Genomic DNA, 22,623 nt, shown 5'->3' with positions numbered 1-22,623 from the left:
TAAGCTATCAAACTTTTGGGATTGCGCAGTCCGCAGGGAATCCACACATTAAATTTGCATTTACTACCGCTTGGGAGCTCGCCCCGCGCATAAGATTATCAATCGCACTATTGACATAGAGCGCGTTTCCTCTTTTTGAAGCAAAAATATCGCACATATTAGTTTTGCATACATTGCTTACACGCACGGGGCTTTCACAGATTCTCACAAATTCCGCTCCCTTGTAGGTTTTTTGTAAAATTTCTAATGGCTCAATATCCTCGCTAAGCTCGGCAAAAACACTCACTAACATTCCACGCGTAATGGGGATAAGGTGGGGAATAAAATGGATTTGCAATTCCCTATTCCCAAAAAGAGCACATTTTTCTTCCATTTCGATTTGGTGGCGATGATTTAGCGGTGAATACGCAAAGATATTTTCGTTAATGCTGGGAAAATGTGTATTATCACTGAGCTTTTTTCCCGCGCCACTCACGCCACTTTTGGCATCGACAAAGAGAGTATTTGACTTAATAAATGGCAAAAATGGCACAATGGCTAAAAGTGTCGCCGTTGGATAACAGCCCGGATTTGCCACCAAAGAAGCATTCGCAATTTCTCTTTTGGCATATTCTGGTAGCCCATATACTGCGCCTTGTAAATTATGCAAATCAATATGCGGACAATAAAACTTCTCATAATTTTGCGCGCTTAAGCGATAATCTGCGGACAAATCAACAACCTTTAGCCCACCGAGATTCTCTCCCAAGCCTTTGACAAACTCCATAGCACTTTTATGCGGTAGAGCTAAAAACACTATATCACAACTTGCAATCGCCTCTTGTGGGTCTGCCTTTTTTACCTCACATTCAAAGATTCCCTTAAACTCGGGGTGAATGTGCTCTATGTTTGTTTGCCCCTGCGAGTTTGCCAGCAAAGTAATCTCAAAATGTGGATGGGGAAGCAAAATCTTTAATAACTCTGCACCCGTATAGCCACTTACTCCAATGATTCCAGCGCGTAAGCGTTTCATTTCCTCTCCTAACCAACCTTACAATCTTTTTGCAATGATTGCATAAAATTTTCCACGATTGTAACAAAATGTTTTAAACTTGCTAAATCAAGCCTTTCTTGCGTGCTATGCGGGAAATCTATGCTAGGACCGATAGAGAGAATCTTTAAAGACTCGCTCTTGCCACCACTTTTAGCGCGTAGCTCACTAATGCGCTTTTGCAAAATCCCGCATTCTAATCCCGCGTGAATCTGCACCACACTTGGTGTGATGTCGCACACATTAAATTCTTTCATAAGGAGTTGTAAAAGTGTGTCATCATCGTGTATGCTTCGTTTCCACGCTCCGTAAAAATCACTTATCTCCACTGCAAAGTCCTGCATTTGTAGTGATTGTTGCAAGTGTGTCTTGGTGTGTGCGAGTTTTTCATCATCATTTGCCCGCGCCATAATGCTTAGACTAAAAGTCGGCGTTGGAGCAAGCTCTAATTCACAAAGAGAAAGATTTGCGGAGTTTAGCACCACCGCGCCATCACTCTCATACACGCCACTTTTTATCTCTAGCAAAATAGGGAGAATCTGCTCTTTAGCAAAGCTAAGATTCTCACCCCACTCGCATTGTCTAAAGGCAAACCCCCAATTTTTAACACTCTTTAGGCAAAGAGATTGCGTGGATTCCTCAAAAGATTCTAAATGATTGCAAAATTTTCCTAACGCTAAAGAATCAAGCAAATCTCGCTCGCTTGCGATAACTACCTCAACGCCCGTTGGAATAGAATTTCGCTTCTCCCCACCCTTAAAGCGCATAATCTCGCAAGGCAACTCTCCTAACAACTTCGCGCACTCAATAATAGCATTATCGCGTCCCTTGTTTATATCAATCCCGCTATGCCCCCCTTGGAATCCAAACGCGGTAATGGTGTAAAAATGCGCATATTTGCGCTTTTGAGGAATAAGAGATTTTTTTGCATTTATATCCATACCGCCCGCGCAACCAAGCACAATTTCATTGATATTTTCAGAATCTAAATTAAGCATAATGGTAGCGTGTATTGGCAGTTGCAATGCCTTTGCCCCAAGCATACCCACTTCCTCATCATTGGTAAAAAGACATTCTATATCATCATATTTGTTTGCCAATGCCAAGCACAGCGCGATAGCAACGCCATTATCCGCACCAAGCGAAGAATCTCGCGCGCGTAAAAACCGCCTCTCTCCTTGCACTTCCTCATAGAGCTCAAGTGGCTTTTCCTCTCGCGCTTCCCCCACCGCTACCATATCATAATGCCCCTGTAAGCAACATTTTGGATTGCCCTTTAGCAAATGGATATTGCGTGCTTCATCGACACTGACTTGCGCGCCTAATTTTTCGCATTCTTGCAATAAAAATTCAAAAAGCAATGTTGTATCATAGCTAGCGTGCGGGATACTAGCGATTTTGCCAAAATATTCAAGCGTTTTTTGTATCATATTCTCTCATTTATGCAATTTGTTTAGATAAAACAGGTGCGATTATAGCAAAACAAATAAGAGATTTGTATAAGTGCATAGTCTTTCCCTTGATTGTAAATAGATTTTTTGCTATGTTATGCGCGTTAAACACAAAATCAAAACCCTCATAAAAAGAGGAACATAAAAGGAGAGACAATGAAAGTCTATGAAAATATCACCGACATTATCGGCAAAACACCAATCATAAGCCTAAAGCAAATCGCGCCAAACCTCTATGGCAAGTGCGAGTTTCTAAACCCTAGCCATTCGGTCAAAGACAGGGCGGCGTATGCGATGATAGATGAGGCACTCAAAAGTGGCAAGATAAACCAAGACACCACCATTGTAGAATGCACAAGTGGCAATATGGGAATCTCACTAGCGATGATTTGCGCGAGCTTGGGGTTAAAGATAATCCTCACAATGCCAGAATCTATGAGTATCGAGCGTAGGAAAATGGTGCAACTCTTTGGCGCGAAGCTCGAGCTAACCCCCGCAAGCGAGGGAATGAAAGGCGCGCTCAACAAGGCAAATGAGATTTTAGCTAATACGCCAAATGCCTTTATGCCAAGCCAATTTAGCAACCTTGCAAACAAAGAAATGCACAAAAAAACGACTGCAGTTGAGATTTGGGAGAGCTTTGGCTCTAATTTAGATTATTTTGTCGCTGGATTTGGCACAGGCGGGACGATAAGCGGTGTGGGCGAAGTGCTCAAAGAAAAAAACCCAAATATCAAAATCATAGGCGTTGAGCCAGCTGCTTCGCCACTGCTTAGCAAAGGACAAGCAGGCGGGCATAAGATTCAAGGCATTGGCGCGAACTTTATCCCTGAGATTTTAAACCGCAATGTGATAGATGAAATCGCGTGCGTGGAGAACGATGACGCTATCGCTATGGCACAAAGGCTTGGCAAAATCGGCATAATGGTGGGAATCTCAAGCGGTGCAAATGTAAGCGCGGCTCTAAAAATCGCACGCGAGCATAGCGATAAAACGATTTTAACTGTGCTTAATGACACCGCCGAGCGATATTTAAGCACGGATTTGTTTAATACTTTGTAAAACTTAAAAGTCGTGTCTTGCAAAGGCGCGACTTAACCCACAAATAAGTCTAAATAAGGTCGGCAATGCTTAAACTACAACCCATAGAATCCATAGAAGCGCAAAAGTTTTTTACACCATTATACTTTCAAAGTAATCCATTACACGATAGTGAGGTGAGATTTGACAATGCCTTGCAAGAATATCACAAAAAACTCCAAAATTCTAGCCAGCAAAATGAGCGCGCAAAAGCAGAGATTTTGGGAGGATTTTTCAGGGCACTAGGCTTTGATGAAGATGAAGTGGTTGTGGGAGATTCTCAAAAGGGCAATAGTGAAATTGATATAAGCATTAAAAAACACAATAAAGTCAGCGTGATATGCGAAGTCAAAGCCCCAAAAAGCCCTGAAATGATAAGACTCGATAATTACAACACAAAATCTCTACACCAAACCATACTGTATTATTTACGAGAAAAGACAAGAACCAACAACGAAGTAAAATTTATCATAATCACAAATTTCACACAATTTTATATTTTTAGGGAGGCGCAGTTTGATAAGTTTTTCTACCAAGACAAAAGAATCCGTGAGCTTTTCAAACAATTACCAGAAAATCACGCCAATCTTACCACAAAGATTCCAAAAAGCGAGCAAGACAACAACCAAGACTTCTACACCAACATAAAAGAGTATTTAGCGAGCGATGAATATGAGAGATTTTTAGTAACAGAGGGATTGCAAGCCTTGCAGCCGTTGTTTTTGGATTTAGATTCCCTAAGAGATTCTAAGGATTATAAACCCTTTATCAAAGCCTTTCATAGAGATTTTTTACTCGGCGAGTTTAACCCCAACATCAACAACCAAATTAGCGAAAATTTCTATAAAGAATTGCTCTATATTTTAGGCTTACAGCAAGATAAAGAAAAGCTCACACCAAGAGCAAACAACAATGGAACGCTGTATGATAATATACTCCACAAACTTGCGTCAGAAGATAAAAATTTTGAAAATGTGATGAAGCTCATAATCCTATGGCTAAATAGAATCTTATTTTTAAAGCTCATCGAGGCAAACCTCGTTAGATTCTCGACAGATAGGCAATTAGGGGGGATAGGTTCTTTGAATCTGGCACAATCCAAGATTTTGGCACACTGAGCGAGCTGTTTTTTGAGATTCTCGCGCTCCCCCACGATAAAAGGCACGATACAAACTCGCCATTTTACCACCTCCCTTATCTCAACTCATCACTCTTTCAAAGACAAGACATTGAGAATCCACACAATCCAGCATATTTGCTAGAGATTTCAAGTCTTAATAATCAAGCAAAATTATCCTACTATCCCCACACACAAATCAAAGAAGCCACAGGCAAAAGCAAAAAAGGCGAAGTGAAATTTTTATCCTATTTATTTGAGTTTTTAAACGCCTTTGACTTTGGCACTGCAGAGGTAGAAGCACAAGGCAAGACGCTTATTAGCGCAAGCATTTTAGGCAATGTCTTTGAGCGACTAAATGCGTATAAAGACGGCTCATTTTATACACCTAGCGCGATTACAGCATATATGTGTAAGGAGAGTTTAGGGCGAGTTGTTTTGCAGAAGTTTAATGAGGCAAATCCTAAGTGGCAATGCAAACATATAAGTGATATACAAGATGAAATTAAAATGGAAATGAGACAAAGCGCGGATAGAAACGCTATCAAACAAAAGTATAAAACCTTGCTCCAAGGCATTCGCATTTGCGACCCTGCTGTGGGGAGCGGACACTTCCTCGTATCCGCGCTCAATGCTATGATACAGATACATTATGACCTGCATTTAATCAATAGCGATATTACACATTTAGAAATCATCGATGATGAGATAGATATAGCAGATTTCGCGTATAAAAGAGATTCACAAGGCAGAGAGTATCAAATCCAAAAAGAACTTTTCACGCTCAAACAATCCATAATCGAAAACAACCTTTTTGGCGTGGATATAAACCCAAACTCGGTGGAGATTTGCAGGCTACGATTATGGATTGAATTGCTTAAAAATAGCTATTATCTCACGCAGGGCGATGAGGGATATGAGTCAACTTTAAGCGCGCATATCCACCAAATGCAAACCCTCCCAAATATCGATATAAATATCAAATGTGGAAATAGCCTGCTCTCAAATATCGCGCTAGATATTGCCAAAGACAAGCTAGAAAAACAGCTAAAAGATTTGCTCCAATCCGCAGGACTTTTCACCACGACTGATAAAGTAGAAAATAACAAAAAACAAACCTTAGTCTTTAGCTATGAAATCAAAGCGATTTTAAATGATTTAAAAAATAAACTCCCTCGACAAATCGAAATCTACAAAGAAGCCACAAACGCCTACAAAAACGAAACACACAAAGACTTAAAAGCACAGCATAAATGCAAAATACAATCCGCCAAAGACTTTATCCTAAATCTTTTTGTCAAAACGCACCCTACATATCGAAAATTTAAAATCCTTTTTGCAGAATATCTCAAAACTCATGGTTGCAATGGTATCGATAATGCGCGAATGGTAAATATCGACATAGCAGAACTACAAGAGTGGCAGAACAAACTAAACACTTATATAAATGACTTTAATTTTCATCAGATAATCCTTGATATTCCTAAAGCAGATGACCCACGCGAATTTGTGGAACGCGATTTTATCGCATTGGTAAAGTCTATGAATGCCTATGAAAATATCGCAAATGAAGCAAAATCTTCTTTTGAATGGCGATTTGAGTTCCCCGAAGTTTTGGATAGCAATGGGGATTTTGTGGGATTTGATTTAGTGATAGGCAATCCGCCGTATGGTGCGGATTTAAGCAAAGAGGATAGAGAAAAATATAAGCAAATTTATAAACTCAACTCGACAAATACCGCGCAACTTTTTATTTTGCTCGGCGATAAAATCACAAGCCCAAATGGCATAAATACCTTTATCGTGCCAAAATCCCTTGCCTATGTCGCCAAATGGAAACCCTTGCGCGAAGTGCTAAACCCAAATCTTTATTTGCTAGCAGATTGTGGCAAGGCGTGGAATTATGTCAAGCTTGAAATGGTAATCTATGCCGTGCATAAAAATCACAAATATGAAAATTATAAAAGCATTTTCTTTAAAAATTCGGAATCTAGTCAATCTCAAACGCAAAGTCAAAGCATTATTGTTGATAAAAAACTTATTGATTTATTTGGGATATTTGTCAATGGCTTAACCAAAAGAGAGTTGGATTTGGGGATTAAAATTTGTAAAAATTGCAAACAAACACTTTTAGATTTTGCAGAATGTTATCGTGGTGATAGTTTTCAAAAATTTATGAACAAAGATTCAAAAGGATACAAAGTTTTGGGTGGAAATGAAATCCAAAGATACACAATAAGTGGTGTTAAGGGTTATATTGACAAAAACGAAATCGGCGAACATTCCACAATAAAGGACAATGGCATTTTATTGCAACGAATCATCTCACACATTGATAATCCAACATCACACATAAAATTTACAGGCACGATTACTAATGATAAAAGCTACAAAATCGTTAATACAATTTTTCAAATAATTTGCAAAGAGGATATTTCAAATAAGTTTATTTTAGGGTTATTTCACTCAAAACTCATAAATTGGTATGCACACAGATTTGCTTATGCTAAAGCGATTCGCTCGATGGATTTTTCTAACGAAGTGGCAGGAAAAATCCCTATCCCAAAAATAACGGCAAAAAACCAAAAAATCGCCGATGAGATTGAAAATCTCGTGGATACAATTTTGGAGTCAAAAAATCTTTGTCATACTGAGCTTTCGCAAGAAAGCGAAGTATCTCAATCAACAAAAGAGATTTTTTGCTCCGCTCAAGATGACAACAAAGATATTTCGGTTTCTGCGAAACCTCAATATGACACAAAAATCAAAGATTTAGAATCCAAAATCGATGAGTTGGTCTATAAACTTTATGGATTGGATTCCCACGAGATTGACATAATCAAAAACTCATAAATATTTACGCTAAAATTGCACGAAAAATAAGGACAATTTTATATCAAAAGTGATATAATCATAAGTCTAATGGATATTTAAGGTTCAAAATGTTTGTAGTCAAATTTGTAAGTCAAAAATCAAATGATGAATTTTTAGCCCTACCAACAAAATTGCGGGCAAAAATGGCGCAGATGATTTTGCTATTAGAGAAATTTGGCGCACTTGGCGAACCGCATACCAAAAAATTGCAAGATGAGCTGTTTGAACTACGGATTAAAGCGCAAGAGGGCATAGCGAGGGCGGTTTATGCGTATCAAAAAGATAGGGTGATTTTAATCCTTGTGGTATTTGTAAAAAAATCACAAAAAACGCCCAAAGCGTTTATCCAAACGGCAACACAACGATTAAAGGAGTTTGCAAATGGCAACGATTGATTTCAAAAACACACTTAATAAATGTATGCAAGATAGCGAGTTTAGGGCGGAATTTGAGCGATTAACACCAGAATTTCAAATCAAATCCATACTCATTGCCAAACGACTAGCAAAAAAGCTAACCCAAGCCCAAGTAGCGCAGCGTAGCGGACTAAAACAATCAAATATCGCAAGACTAGAGAGCGCAAATGGTGGCTTTAGCCTAGACACTGCTGTGAAATACGCTAGAGCAGTGGGACTAAAAAAGCTAACAATTAGTTTGTAGATTTGATAGCATTCACCATACCAAATAAATGTTAGCCTATGCCCTCTACGAGCTAGATTCTAATGAGATTAAAATCATAAAATCCAATCAATAACCCCACGCGCTCAATCCACCAGCACCCGCCACACATCATCAATAAGAGCGACTTTCACAACATAATCCACCGCCTCGCCATTATGAAACTCCACCTTTAACTCTATAAGCATAAGATTCTTGTGTATTTCATTTGATATATTGCTGCTTTTTAGCACGCTTATAGCCTTCAGCCCGCCTCGAGCTTGAGCGAAACTGCGTAGCTGGGCTATATCTTGTGTGCGCTCGATAACCCGCTCTTTATCAAGCGTAGTGCCATTTGGACCCCGTGCATTGCTTAAAAACTCCGTCCCACTGCCACTAAAGCAGCTTTTAACATACTCTATTGAGGCTTCATCGGCACTCCTGCTAGATGAGCCACACGCTACCAACCCAAATACAAATACCACGCCTGCAAGCCTTGCTAAAATGCTTTTCATCACTCCTCCTTTAAGTAATTTATAAAACCAAAAATACTGATGAGAACGGCGCAAGACAAAAAAAAAAAAAACGATTTAGAGCGACATTTTACCATAAAAAAGAGAGTTTTTGTCAATTTTTGAAAAAAATGTATTAAACTTAATACAACTAAGAAAAAGTAGGTAAATTACGAGGTTAAAATTCAAAATCTTGGGAATCTGTGGTAACGCTGGATTGCTCTGTCTTGGTGCTGATACTTTGTTTATCGCGCATTCGCTTAAGCATTACCATTAGCCCTAGCGAAGCGATACTAGCGACCATATAATGCCACACAGCTTGTATTGCTTGCGTGCCATTAAGGCAGTTATATCCTTGCTTGATTCCTAAAAACACCACAAAGCAAAGCAAAAGCATCGTAATAAAAAAGGTAATCTCTACAAAAACTACGGAAAAAATCCCAAAAATATCCACCGCCAGCTTACAAAGCCACAGCACCACAGGAGACACCAAAATCACCACCACGCCAATATACGCCGTCAAATGCCAATTAGCTTGTAAAAAGTTTAATATTTTGTGAATCTCGCCCACGACTTGCACTTCCCTAAAATTTTAATACCACTTGCAAAGCATACATTGTAGTTCTTTCGCGCTTAAGAATCTATAAAATTTCACAAAGATTCCTAAACACCACTTCCTTGCAATAGCAAAAATTAAGCCACCATAGACAAAATTGCAAAAATTTGTATAAAAATTTAGATTTTGTGCTCGTAATCTTGCGCTAGTGCGTAATCTAGTGCCTCATCTTCAGCCACTTCATCTAAATCCACCACTTCATACGCGCCTTGTTCGTTTAGGATTTTTTGCGTGAGGAGGTGGTTTAGTTTATGGCTCCCCGCAAAAGCGATGTAGCTACCAATGAGCGGGATTCCAAGCACCGCCATATCACCAATAGCATCTAAAATTTTGTGTCGCACAAACTCATCTTTATAGCGCAATCCATCTTTATTCATCACGCCATTATCATCAAGCACGATACAATTACTCAAATCTCCCCCCTTAGCAAGCCCTTGAGAGCGCAAATAATTCACCTCGCTTAAAAAGCCAAAAGTCCTCGCCCGCGCAATCTCCTCGATATACCCACTTGTAGAAAAAGTAAATGTATATGCCTGCTCTTTAATAGCTTGATGTGGGAAAGAAATACGAAAATCAAATACCACACGCTCGCTTGGCTCTATACGCACGAATTTATCACCATCTTTGACTTCGATTGGTTTTTTAATGCGCATTGCCTTTTTGGGCGCATCTTGACGGACGATTTGCGCCTCCTCTAAAAGCATACAATACCCTATCGCACTGCCGTCCATTATAGGCACTTCCTCATTATCAAGGGTGATTTTGAGATTATCGATTCCGTGTGCGTGAATGGCTGAGAGCAAATGCTCAATGGTTGAAACCCTCGCGTTATCTTTGGCGAGCACCGTTGCCATTGTCGTGTCTATCACATTTTGAGGGCATAGCGGGATACTCACACCCATATCACTACGATAAAACACAATCCCACTATTTGGAGCTAATGGCTCTAGCGTCATTTTGACAGGCACGCCTTTGTGCAATCCGATTCCCACTAATTCAACTTTTTTGCCGATAGTTTTTTGTTTCATTGTTGCCTCCTTAAATTTCTGCCTCTTGCACTTTAGCCCACATTCCCTGCGCTATCACTTAGCGATATGTTTGTGCGTGTCGCCTGTGGTATATCCTGTGTGTAATCACAAATTTCATTATACAAAGAATCTCGCTCCACAGGGATAAACCCTGCACTTTTGATTTGGGAGATAATCTCTTGCTTTGTGATTCCGTTTTTGCTTTTTGCTCCTGCGGCAGATTGGATACTCTCAAGCTCAATCGTGCCATCCATATCATCTGCGCCAAATTCTTGCGCGACAAGGGCGAGATTAAGCCCTAAAGTCGCCCAATATGCCTTAATATGTGGGATATTTTGTAAAATTATGCGTGCAATGGCGATTGTTTTTAAAATCTCTTGTCCGCTTGGGAAATTCTCCACCCTAAGATAATTGTTTTGCTTTTGATAGAGCAATGGAATAAAAGCATTAAATCCTCCGCTTTTACTCTCTACGCGCTCTTTAGAGTTTTGAGAATCTTTTAATCGCAGGATATGGTCGATTCTATGCTCTTTGGATTCTATATGCCCAAAGAGCATTGTCGCATTACTCATCTTCCCAAGCGAATGCCAATATCGGTGAATCTCAAGCCACCTATGAGATTTTACTTTACCTTTGCAAATGTATGCGCGCACTTTTTCATCAAAGATTTCCGCACCACCGCCCGGCATAGAATCCACGCCCGCCTCTGCCATATCCTCAAGCACTCTTTTATAGCCTTTGTTAAATTTCCTGTCTAAAAAATCCACTTCTGCCGCAGTCATTGCCTTTATGTGAATCTCTGGGCAAGCCTTACGCACTTCTTTAAACATATCCATATACCACCCATACGAATAGTTTGGATTGTGGCTTGAGACGATATGCACTTCTTTTGCACCATTTTGATAGGAATTATATGCTTGACTGATAATCTCCCCTAAACTCATTTGGTAGGCATTTGGATTCTTTCTATGGGCTGAAAACGCACAAAACTTGCAAATATCCGCACAAATATTGCTTGGGTTAATATGGCGGTTAATGTTAAAAAAAGTTTTTTTGCCAAATTTTTGCGTGCGGATAGAATCTGCCGCCTCACCAAGCGTAAAAATATCAAGTTCATAGAGTTTAACCAACTCGCTTGCTTTGAGATTCTCGTTGTTTATGGCTTTTTGTAAAATTTCTTTTGACTCTTTGGCACGCATTCTTTGTTGTCCTTGTTAAATGATAATTTTCATCATAAAATAACGCGTTTATGTAAATCTTTAGCTACAATTTATGCGTTTATAAATGCGATTTTCATACCACATTTATACAATGACTAATGAAAGGCAACAATGGAATTAAGAGAATTTCGGCGCAAACTCGCTGCTGTGCTGATACCACCACTTGGATTTATCGCTATATGGATATTATATTGTTTCACGCGTCATCGTTTTTATATTGATGAAAAAATCTTTAAGCAAAATTTTATTATTGGCTTTTGGCACGGCGAAATCCTAATGCTCCCAATCCTTTTTTTACTCTACTTTAAACCGCGTCTAAAAAAGCTAAACCCACAAAGGGCGAAAAATTTCCATATAATTTTTTCACAGCACCTCGATGCCGAGCCAATGGCAAAACTTTGCACTTACTTTGGGCTTAAAGAATTGCGAGGCTCAAGCTTTAAAGGTGGGCTAAAGGTGCTCATAGATTCTTTAAAACTACTAAAAAATGGCTATGATGTGGGTGTCGTGCCCGATGGTCCAAGAGGTCCGTGCCACTCTATCGCTGATGGAATCATCGCTATGAGTCAAAAAGCTAGCGTGCCAATCGTGCCATTGCGCGTGAAATGTAGCGCGTATTGGCAACTTAAGACTTGGGATAAATTTATTATCCCAAAACCTTTTTGTAAAATTGAATTTTATGCGTTAGAAAGTTTTAGAGTGGATAACTTAAGCCTACAAGAAGCAAAAAAAATCTTTAAAGACAAAATGGACGCACCAGATTCTGGCAATATGCCGACAAATTCATAACTTACATAATGGAGTTTGTATAAATATATTGTCATTTATATAACCAATCCATCAAATTTTAGGCGTATTTTTGTAAAAAAAAAAGATACTATATCAGCGTATTTTCATTTTAATGTATTGGAGGTTTCCTATGAATAAAGTTCTCAAAACTTTAGGTTTCGTGGCGTGTTTGTGTGGATTTGCTCTAGCAGAGAATCACACACATTGGGGATATACAGGCGATGAGGGTCCAGCAAAATGGGGGGATTTGGATAGCAGTTTTGCAGCGTGCAAGACAGAAAAGCTCCAATCACCAATCAACATCGTAGAATCTAAGGCAAAAAAGGCAAAGACAAATCCTAACTTTGCTATTGAAGATTCTTATGCAAGCAAAGCGCGAGACATCGTAAATAACGGACATACATTGCAAGTTGGATTTGATAATGCTGGGACACTAGGCTTTAATAACAAATCTTATGAGCTCGTGCAGTTGCATTTCCATACCCCATCTGAAAATCAAATAAATGACAAGGCGTATCCTGCTGAAGTGCATTTAGTGCATAAGGATACTGATGGCAACTTGCTTGTGGTCGGCGTGTTTATCCAAGATGGCGAACAAAATGGTGCGCTAGAAGCACTACTAAAGGCTACACCAAAAAAGCTCAATGACACAAAACCACTTAAGCTAAAAGGAATTTCGCTTAGCACTTTATTGCCAAGCAAAAGTGCGTATTACACATTTCAAGGGAGTTTGACTACTCCGCCTTGCAGTGGCAATGTAACTTGGGTCGTTATGAAAGATACTATCCAAGCATCTGCAAAGCAACTTGAACAACTTGGAGCAATCCTCAAGCAAAACGCTCGCCCTATACAACCAATCAACGGCAGAGTAGTTACTTTTGTCCAACCATAACGATTCAAAAGATTCTGTGATATTTCACAGAATCTTACAACACATTCATAAATGCTTCTAATGCCTCAAATTCCTCAAGATTTAACCCAAGAGGACGAATAAGCGGGTCTGTTTTTGGGAAAAGTGGGTCGTTTTTTTGCTCTGGCGTTGGATTCCCGCCAAAAAATCCCATATTATAGTGCATTAGCACCATTCGCATAAAGCGAAAACTTCCGTTATGAAAATATGGACCACTCAACGCGACACGGCGCAGTGTGGGAGTCTTAAACTTCCCCATATCAAGAGGGTCTTTTGTAACCTCATATCGTCCTAAATCCTCGCCCTCTCTACCATAATTATGCAAGCCCAAATTATAGTATTTATTATCCGTGAGTGCCACGCCATTGTGGCAGTTAAGGCATTGTGCTTTAGTGCGATAAATATGCAAGCCTAAAACTTCTTTATCGGTTAATCGCTTAGATTCCCCGTTTAAAAACAAATCAAAGCGTGTTTGAGCTGGCATAAGGCTTCGCTCATAAGTGGCAATAGCCTGTGCCATTAACTCTTTAGTGATTTTACGCGTGCCAAAAACCTTTTGAAATTCATCTTTATATTCCTTAATGCCATTAAGTTTTTTAGCGGCTTTATCCGCTGTGCTTGCCATTTCCTTTGGGTCGGCAATGGGAAAGAGGCTCTGAGATTCCAAATCTTTTGCCCGCCCGTCCCAAAAATTCTCCGTGCTAAAAGCACTCATCATAATATTTGGCGCATTCCTGCGTCCTACCTGTCTATTATGCCCGTGGCTTAATGGCTTGCCATCGCCAAAGGCTAAATATCTATCGTGGCAAGAGGCGCACGCAATTTGCTCGCTTTTTGATAAACGCGGGTCGTTAAAGAGCTTTTCGCCCAAAGCGCGTTTTTCCTCGCTAAAGGGATTAGATTGCGGATAAGGTGGCGTTAAGGGTAGTGCCCTTAGCTCAATATGAGCGCGGATTTTCGCCTCATTGCCCTTATCTGTATGATTTGGCAACCCCAAATCTTTTGCAATTTCACGCAAGATTCGCTCATCAATGTGTGCTTTAGTCCATTTGCTAGAATCTTTATTGCTATACATTGCGCGAAGTTTGTTGATATTTGGTTTGGATTCCGCACCCACTAGCTCAAAAAGCCCGCCAACACACCATAAAAATACTATTACCACACCGATTTTCTTCATTTTTGCTCCTTTGTTGTTTTGTAAGTTGAATTTATAGCCTAAAACTTATACCCCACCTGCACCCAAAATTGCCTACCTAGCTCATACGCCTTTGCGGTATAGCTGAGCGCATTTGCATTATATGCACTTGCTACATCGCCACCGCCATCTAGATTCGCACTGCCTGTGGTGAGTGTCGTCTCATTGCGTAAATTAAGCACATTATTTATATCCACATTGACATAAATTGTGTGCCCACTTTTTGTGATGAGATATTCTGTGCCCACTCGCATATCCCAATTAAACGCCCACCTAATCTCTCTAGTTGCATACTGGTCTAAAAAATCAAAATTCGCATCAAAGCCCGGTCCTTGATATTGCTGATAAATGTTTGGGCGAGTTGTTTGGTAGTCTTTATATTGCTTATTCCAAATTTGCAATCGCCTATTATATCCACTGCGGAAACGAAAGAAATTATTGATAATCCATTTGGTGCGCTTTAACGCAAAGGCGTGCGTGGTGGTAAAGCGTAGCGTCCAAGGACGCACGAAATTTTCAGGTTGCTCAAAGCACTGCCCATAAAAAGCGAGTTTGCCCTCACACAGCACTACATCAAATAAGTTTGCATTATAATCCGTGCTTGTAAGATAGGGATTATAATCGCGTTTGCTTTGCGTATAATCAAAGCTAAACAAATAATTATGCGCAATTCCTTGCGTGATGATTGGCTTTATATTTTGCAAAGTGAGTGCTATGACATCGGTGCGAGATTTCCCACCATTACTATAAATATAGCTACTACTAGAATGCGATTCATCAGGACGGGGAATGCTAGAATCTCGCCTTGTGCGATAGATTTGGTCTTTGCCATCGCGGTGGATATATTTTACACTCATACTAAAAATCCCTAGATTCTGTGTTATCCCAACCATTAGTTCATCATCATAGGGGACTTTAAGTTTGCTAAAAATCGTAGAAGTTATCGGGTGGTCTGCGCTTGACAAAATCCAATCACTTTGCGCACTCGTGCGGTAATAATATTTCAAACTTTGCTCGGCATTATCAGCATCATAGATTCTATAAGTAAGCATATTGCGCCCATAGTAGCGGTTTGCCCCAAAGGTTAGCTGCGTGCGCCAATCTTGCTTCACGGGAGTTTTATAGCTTGTAGAAAATCGCGGGGCAAGTGTGTGCTTACTCATATAATTATCTCCATCTAAACGCAACCCAATGCGTGCATTAAGTCCCCCTACTTTACCTAAATCTATTTCCATATCGTCTTCTGCGTAGATTCCATACGAGACTGTGTTAAAGACATTTTTGCCCGGAGCGTGAGCACGCACTTGATTGAAATACTGCCCCTGCCAAGTTTCGTCATAATTCGCCCCACCATAATTTGTAGTCGCCTCCGAGCAAGATGTAAGCCCTAGAGAATCCACCCCGCAACTCCCACCATTAAGATTAACGACATAATCTCTGCCCAGTCCATTTAGATTATACCCACTAAAAATATAATATCCATTTGCGCGATTACGCATAGCACTATTAAACCCTGCTTCGCCACCGACTTTAAAATTATGCGTAATGCCCAAAATCTCTAACTCCTCAAAGTCAAAATCGCTTTTAAAATTTAGAGTATGAGAAGTCTGCTCCATATCGCCAAAGCCACCTTGAGAGACCGTGCGTCTAGTCGTGGTGGGTGAATACGCCCAATTTTTATCACCCTCGCTATATCGCCAAGTCGCCCAAAAATTGCTTTGAGAATCACGACTGCTCTGCATAAAGTTGTAGCCAATTTGTGTGGTTAATAAGCCAATGGAGGCTTGATAGAGTGCTTTAACCCCACTTTGGATTCCCCCGCTTTGTAAATCAAAATAGCTGTCTTTGACATTGGGACGATAGTAAGTGTTATCTTGAGGCATATACGCTATATTTGCTTCGATAGTGAGTTTTTCGTTTGGAGTATAATGTGCTTTTATGTAGTAATTATCGCTTACGCGCTTTTGGTCTTTTTTGCCCCCTGCCTCTGTGCCTGCACTATATGTGTTTGTATAAGCAAATAGCGGGATATAGCTCCTAATCGTGCTAAAAGAGGCGATAATGCCAAGATTTTTGGTAGCATAGCCCTCCACATTTGCTCTAATGGCGTGCTTGATAAACTCTGGCTGATAATACTCGCTTGTGGAGTTTATGAAATTCTCCCACTCAAGCTCGTGGATATGGTATCGCGTCATTGAAAACGCATTAGGCATTGCATTGCCCTGCGTGATTTGATAACTAATATTGCCGTGCCAGCCTTTGATACCGCCATCATCTTGTCGTGGTTTGCGCACATTTGCCTCCACTACGCCACCTGTGAAGCGTCCATACGCCGCACTTGCATTGCTATCTAGCACGGTGATAGAATCGAGCAAACTTGTATCCACAGGCAAGCCTTGCGAAGCAGTGCTCCCCCATTGTTGATGATTAGAGCTCCCAAAGACTTTGTTTCCCATAGGATTTATATCGTTGTTGATATTAAAGCCATCAAGCTGGAAATTATTTTGGAAAAATAGCCCGCCTGAAATGCTTATGCTCGCTAAGTCAATCTCACCTGCAGTAGAGGATTTACCTTGTGCGTTATCAAACTGCACATTTGGCAAAATCTTTAGCACGCTTCCAATATCGCCATTGCCATTTGGGATAGATTCTAATATATGGCGATTCACTTGCGCTCCTGAGTTATAAGTTTCAAACTCCCTCTCTGCGATGGCTGTGCTTTTGCCAAGTTGAACTTTTTGTAAATTTTTCTCATCGGTTTTGCCATTGCTATTTTCTCCTTGAGGGGGGGGGGGCAGAGTTGTTTGTGTTTGCCATTGTGGAATCTTGCTCATTTTGAGCGAAATACATAATGCTTTGACGCGAAATAGAATCTCCAAATACCACACTACATAAACTAAGAGTGGCTATTGATAATCTAAATAAAATAGTGGTATTTCTCACCAATAAATCCTTAATGATAATTATAGAATTGGGATTGATTATAATAAATCTAAAATAAAAACTCGCTTAAATGCTAAAATATTTTAATATTTTGGCAATAATTGCTACTATTTTGGATTTTTATGTGTAAATATTTAGTGATTTGATTTATAAAAGTTTATAGATTCTATATAAGGATTATTGATAAAATAAACTAAAGTTTTGGGTTGTGTTACTTTTCTTTGCTACAATGCACTAAAATTTATCATTCAAGGAGTTTGCAATGGCAACGAAACACCATTTTGAAACAGAAATTACCCAACTTTTGGATTTAATGATTAACTCGCTCTATTCGCACAAAGAAATCTTTTTACGCGAGCTAGTGAGCAACGCTTCTGACGCACTTGATAAGCTCTCTTATCTCACACTAAGTGATGAAAAATATAAAAATCTTACTTTTACTCCGCGCATTGATATTCAATTTGATGAGAAAAAGGGCACGCTTAGCATTAGTGATAATGGCATTGGTATGAATGAAGCGGATATGAAAGAGCATTTAGGCGTAATCGCAAAATCTGGGACAAAGAGCTTCCTCTCACAACTAAGTGGAGATAAGAAAAAAGATTCTGCACTTATTGGACAATTTGGCGTGGGCTTTTACTCCGCCTTTATGGTGGCAGATAGAGTGGTGGTGCAGAGCAAAAAGGCAGGTGAGGACAAAGCGTATGCGTGGATAAGCGAGGGCAAGGGTGAGTATGAAATCGGGGAATGCGTGCAAGAGGAATTTGGCACAAATATCACGCTTTATCTTAAAAAAGACCAAAAGCATTATGCTTCGCGCTGGGAGATTCAAAGCATTATCGATAAATACTCTCAACACATTGGATTCCCAATTTTTTTGCATTTCACCGAAACGCTTAGCGAAGAAGAGAGCAAAAAACAAGGCAAAAATACAGAGGATAAAATCGAGCAAATAAATTCGGCAAAAGCTCTTTGGACATTACCAAAAGCAGAGTTAAAGCCAGAGGATTATAATGAATTTTATAAATCTTTTGCGCACGATAATGGCGAGCCACTGCATTATGTGCATACCAAAGTGGAGGGGAATTTAGAATACACGACTTTATTTTACTTTCCTAAAAATGCGCCATTTGACCTTTACCGAGTGGATTATCAAAGTGGCATAAAACTCTATGTCAAACGCGTGTTTATCACTGATGATGATAAAGAACTTTTGCCGCCGTATTTGCGATTTGTGCGTGGGGTGATTGATAGTGCGGATTTGCCACTTAATGTTAGTAGAGAAATCTTGCAACAAAACAAGATTCTCGCAAACATTAAATCTGCGAGCACAAAAAAAATCCTAAGCGAGATTAAAAACCTCACCAAAAAAGAGGAAATCTTTAAACAATTTTATACTCAATTTGGTAAGGTGCTTAAAGAGGGTCTTTATAGCGATTATGAAAATAAAGAAAAAATCTTAGAACTCTTGCGCTTTGAGAGCAATACGCGTGAGTTTATCTCGCTTAAAGACTACAAAGATTCTATGAATAAAGACCAAAAAAGCATTTATTACTTGCTTGGAGAAAATAAAGAGATTCTCAAGCACTCACCATTACTAGAAAAATTCCACAATAAAGGCTTTGAGGTGCTTCTCTTAAGCGATGAAATTGATGGAATGGTAATCCCAAGCATTGGCGAATACGATAAAGTGCCACTAAAAAACATTAGCACCAAAGACGCACTAAGCGAAATTGGCGATGAACAAATCGATGAAAAAACAAAAAAAGAGTTTGAAACAATCTTAGAGGGCTTTAAAAATGCCTTAGGTGAAAAAGTGGGAGAAATCACACTTACAAGCCTTATGCAACAAGCACCCATAAGCATTATACGCCAAAATGATAATCCAATGATGGCACAACTCCTCGCCCAAATGGGACAAAAAGCCCCACAATCTAAACCAGACATTGAGCTTAACATTCATCATAGCATTTTTGCTAAACTCAAAAATGGCAAAATCAAAGAGCAAAAAATCGCTCAAATCGCACATTTGCTCTTTGATAGCGCACTTGTAGCAGAAGGACAAAACTTACAAGACGCCAAAGACTTTAGCGAACGCATAAACACACTTATTATAGAATCTCTATAAAGAGATTCTATGGCATATCCATTGCCAGCAAAATCCCACCATAAAACAAAAACACCCCAAATGCTCCAAACACTACGCCACAGATTCTATCAATCCACACAAAAACTCGAGGCGTTACAAGTTTGCGTGCGAAATTTGCCACGATAATAACAAGACAAAAAGGCGTGCAAAGAGAAATGTAAAGCACTAAAAGCGGTGTGCCAATATCCACACCCATAAATGGCACGATAATAGTGGTAAAAAAGAGGATAGCCTTTGGGTTTGAGAGGTTAATAAATAATGCCTTGCAATAAGAATACACCACGCCCTTAGGAATATGCTCTTTTTTATCAATTTGGTTTTGCAGGGCTTTTTCATCGACTTTTGCACGAAGCATACACACGCTCAAATACCCCAAATACAGCCCCCCAACAAAGCTCACAACCAACTGAAATATTGGCGTGTTTAAAAATACTGATAATCCCAAATAAATCGCGCCTAAAAAAATCACCCAACCACTCGCGATGCCTAAAAACGCGCTAATACTATACTTAAGTCCAAAATTTAATCCATAGCGAAGCACAAGCAAAATATCTGGTCCGGGTGTTATCGCGCCGATAAACCCAACCACAAAAACACTCACAAGGCTTAAAGATTCCATACTGCTCCCCACAATGCGTTAAATTCGCAAAAGTGTAGCATAAAATACTTTTTGTTTTATATGTTTTAGATTGATATTTTTGTTTTATAATTCTTGGAATCTACAAGGATTTCAAGGGGTTATAATGCTAAGGGTCATAAAACATCATTTGAGTTTATATTTTATGATTTTAGCCTGCCTTGAGTTTGCTCTAGTGGGAGCGTGCGCGAAGATTGTATGCGATGAAATGCCCGCGATTGAAGTGGTGTTTTTCCGCAACTTTATTGGTTGTATTTGTATGCTGTATTTGCTTTGGCGATTGCGATTTCATAAGATAGGCGGGCATTTTTGGTTACTCATATTTCGTGGATTTGCGGGGGCGGTTTCGCTGTATTTGTTTTTTTACAATGTCTCACACATCTCTCTTGGTGGGGCTTTCGCATTCCAAAAAACTTCGCCCATTTTTATTGCATTCATCGCTTTTATCCTCTTTGATGAAAAAATTGGTTTTAGAGGAAGTTTTGGTATCGCGCTAGCATTTTTAGGTGTGCTCCTCGTCTCACACCCTTGGGTGCAAGATGACGCTCACACAGGATTTGATATGAAAAACACCATTATTGGCGTGATGAGTGGATTTTTTAGTGCGTTGGCACTTACGAGTGCGAGGCGATTGCGAAAGTTTTATGCCACTGAACAAATTGTATTTTCTTTTTTGGTGGTTGGCACGCTGATGCCACTGCTTTCAATGCTCGCTGGATATTACGCACCAAGCGTATATGTAGAGAATCTTGACTTTCTCATTGCTCCATTTGCGATACCAAGTGCTCAGTCTTGGATTATCATTGTAGTTATGGGTGTGCTAGGGGTGTTGTATCAACTTCATATCACCAAAGCCTATGGCGTAGCAAAAAAAGCTGGTATTATCGCTGGAGTGGGATATTTAGATGTGGTGTTTTCAATGTTTTTGGGCTTAATATTGGGCGATAGTTTCCCAAGTGCTATGGTGCTAGCTGGCATTGGTGGGATTATCGCTGGAGGACTTATCCTTGTGCGGGCTAAAACTTAAAAAGATTTTATCAAAATTATTAGAATTTTAAGCCAAGCCAAATTATAATGCTAAAAACTTTAATGTTGGAGGGGAATATATGAATCTAGTCCAAAGTATCAATGATTTTAACGAGGCAAAACAAGTCATTATAGGTGGTGTAAATTCACCTGTGAGAGCGTTTAATTCTGTCGGTGGTGTGCCACCATTTATTAAAAAAGGGCAAGGGGCGTATATTTATGATGAAGATGGCAACAAATATATTGATTTTGTGCAAAGTTGGGGACCGCTTATTTTTGGGCATTGTGATGATGATATACAATCAAGCGTATTAGAAGCGACCAAAAATGGGCTTAGTTTTGGCGCACCCACACAGATTGAAACCGCTTTGGCAAAGCAAATCATAAGCATTTATGATGGTATTGATAAAGTGCGCCTTGTAAGCTCTGGCACAGAGGCGACAATGAGTGCCATTCGAGTAGCAAGAGCATACAGCAAAAAAGATGATATTATCAAATTTGATGGTTGCTATCACGGGCATAGCGATAGTTTGCTTGTGAGTGCGGGGAGTGGCTGTGCCACTTTTGGGAATCCAAGCTCGCCCGGTGTGCCAAGCGACATAAGCAAACACACTTTAGTAGCGCGTTATAATGATATAGATTCTGTAAGACAATGCTTTGAGATAAGTCAAAACAATAGTAGTGGTGTGGGGTGCGTCATCATCGAACCAATCGCTGGAAATATGGGACTTGTGCCTGCGGATAGGGATTTTTTAAGTGCATTGCGAAATCTTTGTGATGAATTTGGTGCGGTGCTTATCTTTGATGAAGTGATGAGTGGATTTCGTGCTAGCTTGCGTGGGAGTTTAGAGTTTTGTGATGTGTTGCCTGATATGGCGACTTTTGGTAAAGTCATTGGCGGGGGAATGCCTCTCGCTGCGTTTTGTGGTAGAGATGAGATTATGAAACTCTTATCGCCTGTGGGAGCGGTGTATCAAGCAGGCACGCTCAGCGGGAATCCAATCGCTGTAAGCGCAGGACTCACATCACTTATGAAACTCAAACGCAATCCAAACATTTATAAAAACCTTGAGAATCTCGCCAACAAACTTACTTGTGGATTCCAAAATGGCGCAAAAGAGGCTAAAATCCCATTGCAAGTGTGCGTTCGTGGTTCAATGTTTGGATTTTTCTTCAATCAAAATCCTGTAAAAAACTTTGATGACGCAAAACAAAGCGATACAAAAACTTTCGCGCTCTTTCATCAAAAAATGCTTAAAAAAGGTGTGTATTTGGCTTGTTCGCAATTTGAAACAGGATTTATCTGCACGGCAATGGGAGAAGATGAAATACACTTTAGCATAAATGCCGCAAGAGAGAGCTTTTTAGAAATCGCTCAAGGAGTGTAAA

Annotated in this window: 19 protein-coding genes and 2 pseudogenes; 11 read left to right on the top strand and 10 right to left on the bottom strand. The window is 39.8% G+C overall.

Annotated elements, in window-relative coordinates:
• Positions 1-7: 7 nt before the first annotated feature.
• Positions 8-1,012, bottom strand: coding sequence for an N-acetyl-gamma-glutamyl-phosphate reductase (gene argC, locus ACWIUJ_RS07275; RefSeq protein ID WP_454169966.1), 1,005 nt, complete (start codon positions 1,010-1,012; stop codon positions 8-10).
• An 8-nt stretch (positions 1,013-1,020) separates the two neighbouring features.
• A complete protein-coding gene (locus ACWIUJ_RS07270) occupies positions 1,021-2,460 on the bottom strand; it encodes a M20/M25/M40 family metallo-hydrolase (RefSeq protein WP_454169964.1) in 1,440 nt (479 codons plus the stop codon).
• 177 nt (positions 2,461-2,637) lie between these two features.
• On the opposite strand from ACWIUJ_RS07270, the gene cysK reads away from it, so the two are divergent.
• The 6 genes and pseudogenes from cysK to ACWIUJ_RS07240 all read left to right on the top strand — a co-directional run bounded on the left by cysK (position 2,638) and on the right by ACWIUJ_RS07240 (position 8,212).
• A complete protein-coding gene (gene cysK, locus ACWIUJ_RS07265; protein ID WP_454150579.1) occupies positions 2,638-3,543 on the top strand; it encodes a cysteine synthase A in 906 nt (301 codons plus the stop codon).
• 65 nt (positions 3,544-3,608) lie between these two features.
• Positions 3,609-4,679, top strand: a complete 1,071-nt coding sequence (locus tag ACWIUJ_RS07260; protein WP_454169962.1) for a DUF7149 domain-containing protein — start codon at positions 3,609-3,611, stop codon at positions 4,677-4,679.
• Positions 4,625-4,939, top strand: a pseudogene (locus tag ACWIUJ_RS07255) (type IIG restriction enzyme/methyltransferase); the annotation flags it as partial. The gene ACWIUJ_RS07260 and the pseudogene ACWIUJ_RS07255, both read left to right, overlap by 55 nt.
• 252 nt (positions 4,940-5,191) lie before the next feature.
• Positions 5,192-7,531, top strand: a pseudogene (locus ACWIUJ_RS07250) (Eco57I restriction-modification methylase domain-containing protein); the annotation flags it as partial.
• Positions 7,532-7,620: 89 nt separating this feature from the next.
• Positions 7,621-7,947, top strand: a complete 327-nt coding sequence (locus ACWIUJ_RS07245; protein WP_454169960.1) for a type II toxin-antitoxin system RelE/ParE family toxin — start codon at positions 7,621-7,623, stop codon at positions 7,945-7,947.
• Positions 7,934-8,212 carry a helix-turn-helix domain-containing protein gene (locus ACWIUJ_RS07240; protein WP_454169958.1) on the top strand — a complete coding sequence of 93 codons (279 nt, stop codon included), beginning with the start codon at positions 7,934-7,936 and terminating at the stop codon, positions 8,210-8,212. Before ACWIUJ_RS07245 ends, ACWIUJ_RS07240 begins: the two co-directional genes overlap by 14 nt.
• Before the next feature lie 104 nt (positions 8,213-8,316).
• On the opposite strand, the gene ACWIUJ_RS07235 is transcribed toward ACWIUJ_RS07240, so the two are convergent.
• The 4 genes from ACWIUJ_RS07235 to mqnE all read right to left on the bottom strand — a co-directional run bounded on the left by ACWIUJ_RS07235 (position 8,317) and on the right by mqnE (position 11,564).
• Complete coding sequence (locus tag ACWIUJ_RS07235) at positions 8,317-8,724, bottom strand: hypothetical protein (RefSeq protein WP_454150571.1); 408 nt, start codon at positions 8,722-8,724, stop codon at positions 8,317-8,319.
• A 175-nt stretch (positions 8,725-8,899) separates the two neighbouring features.
• Positions 8,900-9,301, bottom strand: a complete 402-nt coding sequence (locus ACWIUJ_RS07230) for a hypothetical protein (RefSeq protein WP_454169956.1) — start codon at positions 9,299-9,301, stop codon at positions 8,900-8,902.
• Between the two features lie 155 nt (positions 9,302-9,456).
• Positions 9,457-10,365, bottom strand: coding sequence for a UDP-3-O-acyl-N-acetylglucosamine deacetylase (gene lpxC / locus ACWIUJ_RS07225; protein ID WP_454150567.1), 909 nt, complete (start codon positions 10,363-10,365; stop codon positions 9,457-9,459).
• Between the two features lie 32 nt (positions 10,366-10,397).
• Complete coding sequence (gene mqnE / locus ACWIUJ_RS07220) at positions 10,398-11,564, bottom strand: aminofutalosine synthase MqnE (protein WP_454150565.1); 1,167 nt, start codon at positions 11,562-11,564, stop codon at positions 10,398-10,400.
• Between the two features lie 132 nt (positions 11,565-11,696).
• Between mqnE and ACWIUJ_RS07215 the strand changes: the two genes are divergently transcribed.
• Positions 11,697-12,374: a lysophospholipid acyltransferase family protein gene (locus tag ACWIUJ_RS07215; protein ID WP_454150564.1), complete on the top strand. Its 678-nt coding sequence runs from the start codon at positions 11,697-11,699 to the stop codon at positions 12,372-12,374.
• Positions 12,375-12,504: 130 nt separating this feature from the next.
• The gene (locus tag ACWIUJ_RS07210) at positions 12,505-13,266 is read left to right on the top strand and encodes a carbonic anhydrase (protein WP_454169954.1); all 762 of its coding nucleotides are present in this window, start codon (positions 12,505-12,507) and stop codon (positions 13,264-13,266) included.
• Positions 13,267-13,300: 34 nt separating this feature from the next.
• Here ACWIUJ_RS07210 and ACWIUJ_RS07205 read toward each other — a convergent pair whose 3' ends face one another.
• Genes ACWIUJ_RS07205 through ACWIUJ_RS07195 form a run of 3 tightly spaced genes read right to left on the bottom strand, consistent with a single transcriptional unit; the run spans position 13,301 to position 17,422 of the window.
• The gene (locus ACWIUJ_RS07205) at positions 13,301-14,461 is read right to left on the bottom strand and encodes a cytochrome-c peroxidase (RefSeq protein WP_454150560.1); all 1,161 of its coding nucleotides are present in this window, start codon (positions 14,459-14,461) and stop codon (positions 13,301-13,303) included.
• Between the two features lie 38 nt (positions 14,462-14,499).
• Complete coding sequence (locus ACWIUJ_RS07200) at positions 14,500-17,313, bottom strand: TonB-dependent receptor (protein WP_454169952.1); 2,814 nt, start codon at positions 17,311-17,313, stop codon at positions 14,500-14,502.
• Positions 17,249-17,422, bottom strand: coding sequence for a hypothetical protein (locus tag ACWIUJ_RS07195; protein ID WP_454150556.1), 174 nt, complete (start codon positions 17,420-17,422; stop codon positions 17,249-17,251). The genes ACWIUJ_RS07200 and ACWIUJ_RS07195 overlap by 65 nt, the downstream gene beginning before the upstream one ends.
• 262 nt (positions 17,423-17,684) lie before the next feature.
• Here ACWIUJ_RS07195 and htpG point away from each other — a divergent pair, with 262 nt between their 5' ends.
• Positions 17,685-19,550, top strand: a complete 1,866-nt coding sequence (htpG, locus tag ACWIUJ_RS07190; protein ID WP_454150554.1) for a molecular chaperone HtpG — start codon at positions 17,685-17,687, stop codon at positions 19,548-19,550.
• Positions 19,551-19,557: 7 nt separating this feature from the next.
• On the opposite strand, the gene ACWIUJ_RS07185 is transcribed toward htpG, so the two are convergent.
• Positions 19,558-20,190: a LysE family translocator gene (locus ACWIUJ_RS07185; protein ID WP_454169950.1), complete on the bottom strand. Its 633-nt coding sequence runs from the start codon at positions 20,188-20,190 to the stop codon at positions 19,558-19,560.
• Between the two features lie 124 nt (positions 20,191-20,314).
• On the opposite strand from ACWIUJ_RS07185, the gene ACWIUJ_RS07180 reads away from it, so the two are divergent.
• Positions 20,315-21,235: a DMT family transporter gene (locus tag ACWIUJ_RS07180; protein WP_454169948.1), complete on the top strand. Its 921-nt coding sequence runs from the start codon at positions 20,315-20,317 to the stop codon at positions 21,233-21,235.
• Positions 21,236-21,314: 79 nt separating this feature from the next.
• On the top strand, positions 21,315-22,622 hold the full coding sequence (gene hemL / locus ACWIUJ_RS07175; RefSeq protein ID WP_454169946.1) for a glutamate-1-semialdehyde 2,1-aminomutase: 1,308 nt from the start codon (positions 21,315-21,317) through the stop codon (positions 22,620-22,622).
• The last annotated feature ends 1 nt before the right edge of the window (position 22,623 follow it).

Source organism: Helicobacter sp. 23-1046 (assembly GCF_053654635.1).
Note: the sequence above shows the minus strand (reverse complement) of the source record. Positions and strands in the feature narration are given on the sequence as shown.

Bases quoted from the DNA above. Each gene is read 5' to 3' on its own strand.
- ACWIUJ_RS07210 (WP_454169954.1), top strand. From the start codon at position 12,505: ATGAATAAAGTTCTCAAAACTTTAGGTTTCGTGGCGTGTTTGTGTGGA.
- ACWIUJ_RS07240 (WP_454169958.1), top strand. From the start codon at position 7,934: ATGGCAACGATTGATTTCAAAAACACACTTAATAAATGTATGCAAGAT.
- ACWIUJ_RS07270 (WP_454169964.1), bottom strand. From the start codon at position 2,460: ATGATACAAAAAACGCTTGAATATTTTGGCAAAATCGCTAGTATCCCG.
- ACWIUJ_RS07235 (WP_454150571.1), bottom strand. From the start codon at position 8,724: ATGAAAAGCATTTTAGCAAGGCTTGCAGGCGTGGTATTTGTATTTGGG.
- htpG (WP_454150554.1), top strand. From the start codon at position 17,685: ATGGCAACGAAACACCATTTTGAAACAGAAATTACCCAACTTTTGGAT.
- argC (WP_454169966.1), bottom strand. From the start codon at position 1,012: ATGAAACGCTTACGCGCTGGAATCATTGGAGTAAGTGGCTATACGGGT.
- ACWIUJ_RS07215 (WP_454150564.1), top strand. From the start codon at position 11,697: ATGGAATTAAGAGAATTTCGGCGCAAACTCGCTGCTGTGCTGATACCA.
- ACWIUJ_RS07260 (WP_454169962.1), top strand. From the start codon at position 3,609: ATGCTTAAACTACAACCCATAGAATCCATAGAAGCGCAAAAGTTTTTT.
- cysK (WP_454150579.1), top strand. From the start codon at position 2,638: ATGAAAGTCTATGAAAATATCACCGACATTATCGGCAAAACACCAATC.
- lpxC (WP_454150567.1), bottom strand. From the start codon at position 10,365: ATGAAACAAAAAACTATCGGCAAAAAAGTTGAATTAGTGGGAATCGGA.
- ACWIUJ_RS07245 (WP_454169960.1), top strand. From the start codon at position 7,621: ATGTTTGTAGTCAAATTTGTAAGTCAAAAATCAAATGATGAATTTTTA.
- mqnE (WP_454150565.1), bottom strand. From the start codon at position 11,564: ATGCGTGCCAAAGAGTCAAAAGAAATTTTACAAAAAGCCATAAACAAC.
- ACWIUJ_RS07185 (WP_454169950.1), bottom strand. From the start codon at position 20,190: ATGGAATCTTTAAGCCTTGTGAGTGTTTTTGTGGTTGGGTTTATCGGC.
- ACWIUJ_RS07200 (WP_454169952.1), bottom strand. From the start codon at position 17,313: ATGAGCAAGATTCCACAATGGCAAACACAAACAACTCTGCCCCCCCCC.
- ACWIUJ_RS07205 (WP_454150560.1), bottom strand. From the start codon at position 14,461: ATGAAGAAAATCGGTGTGGTAATAGTATTTTTATGGTGTGTTGGCGGG.
- ACWIUJ_RS07180 (WP_454169948.1), top strand. From the start codon at position 20,315: ATGCTAAGGGTCATAAAACATCATTTGAGTTTATATTTTATGATTTTA.
- hemL (WP_454169946.1), top strand. From the start codon at position 21,315: ATGAATCTAGTCCAAAGTATCAATGATTTTAACGAGGCAAAACAAGTC.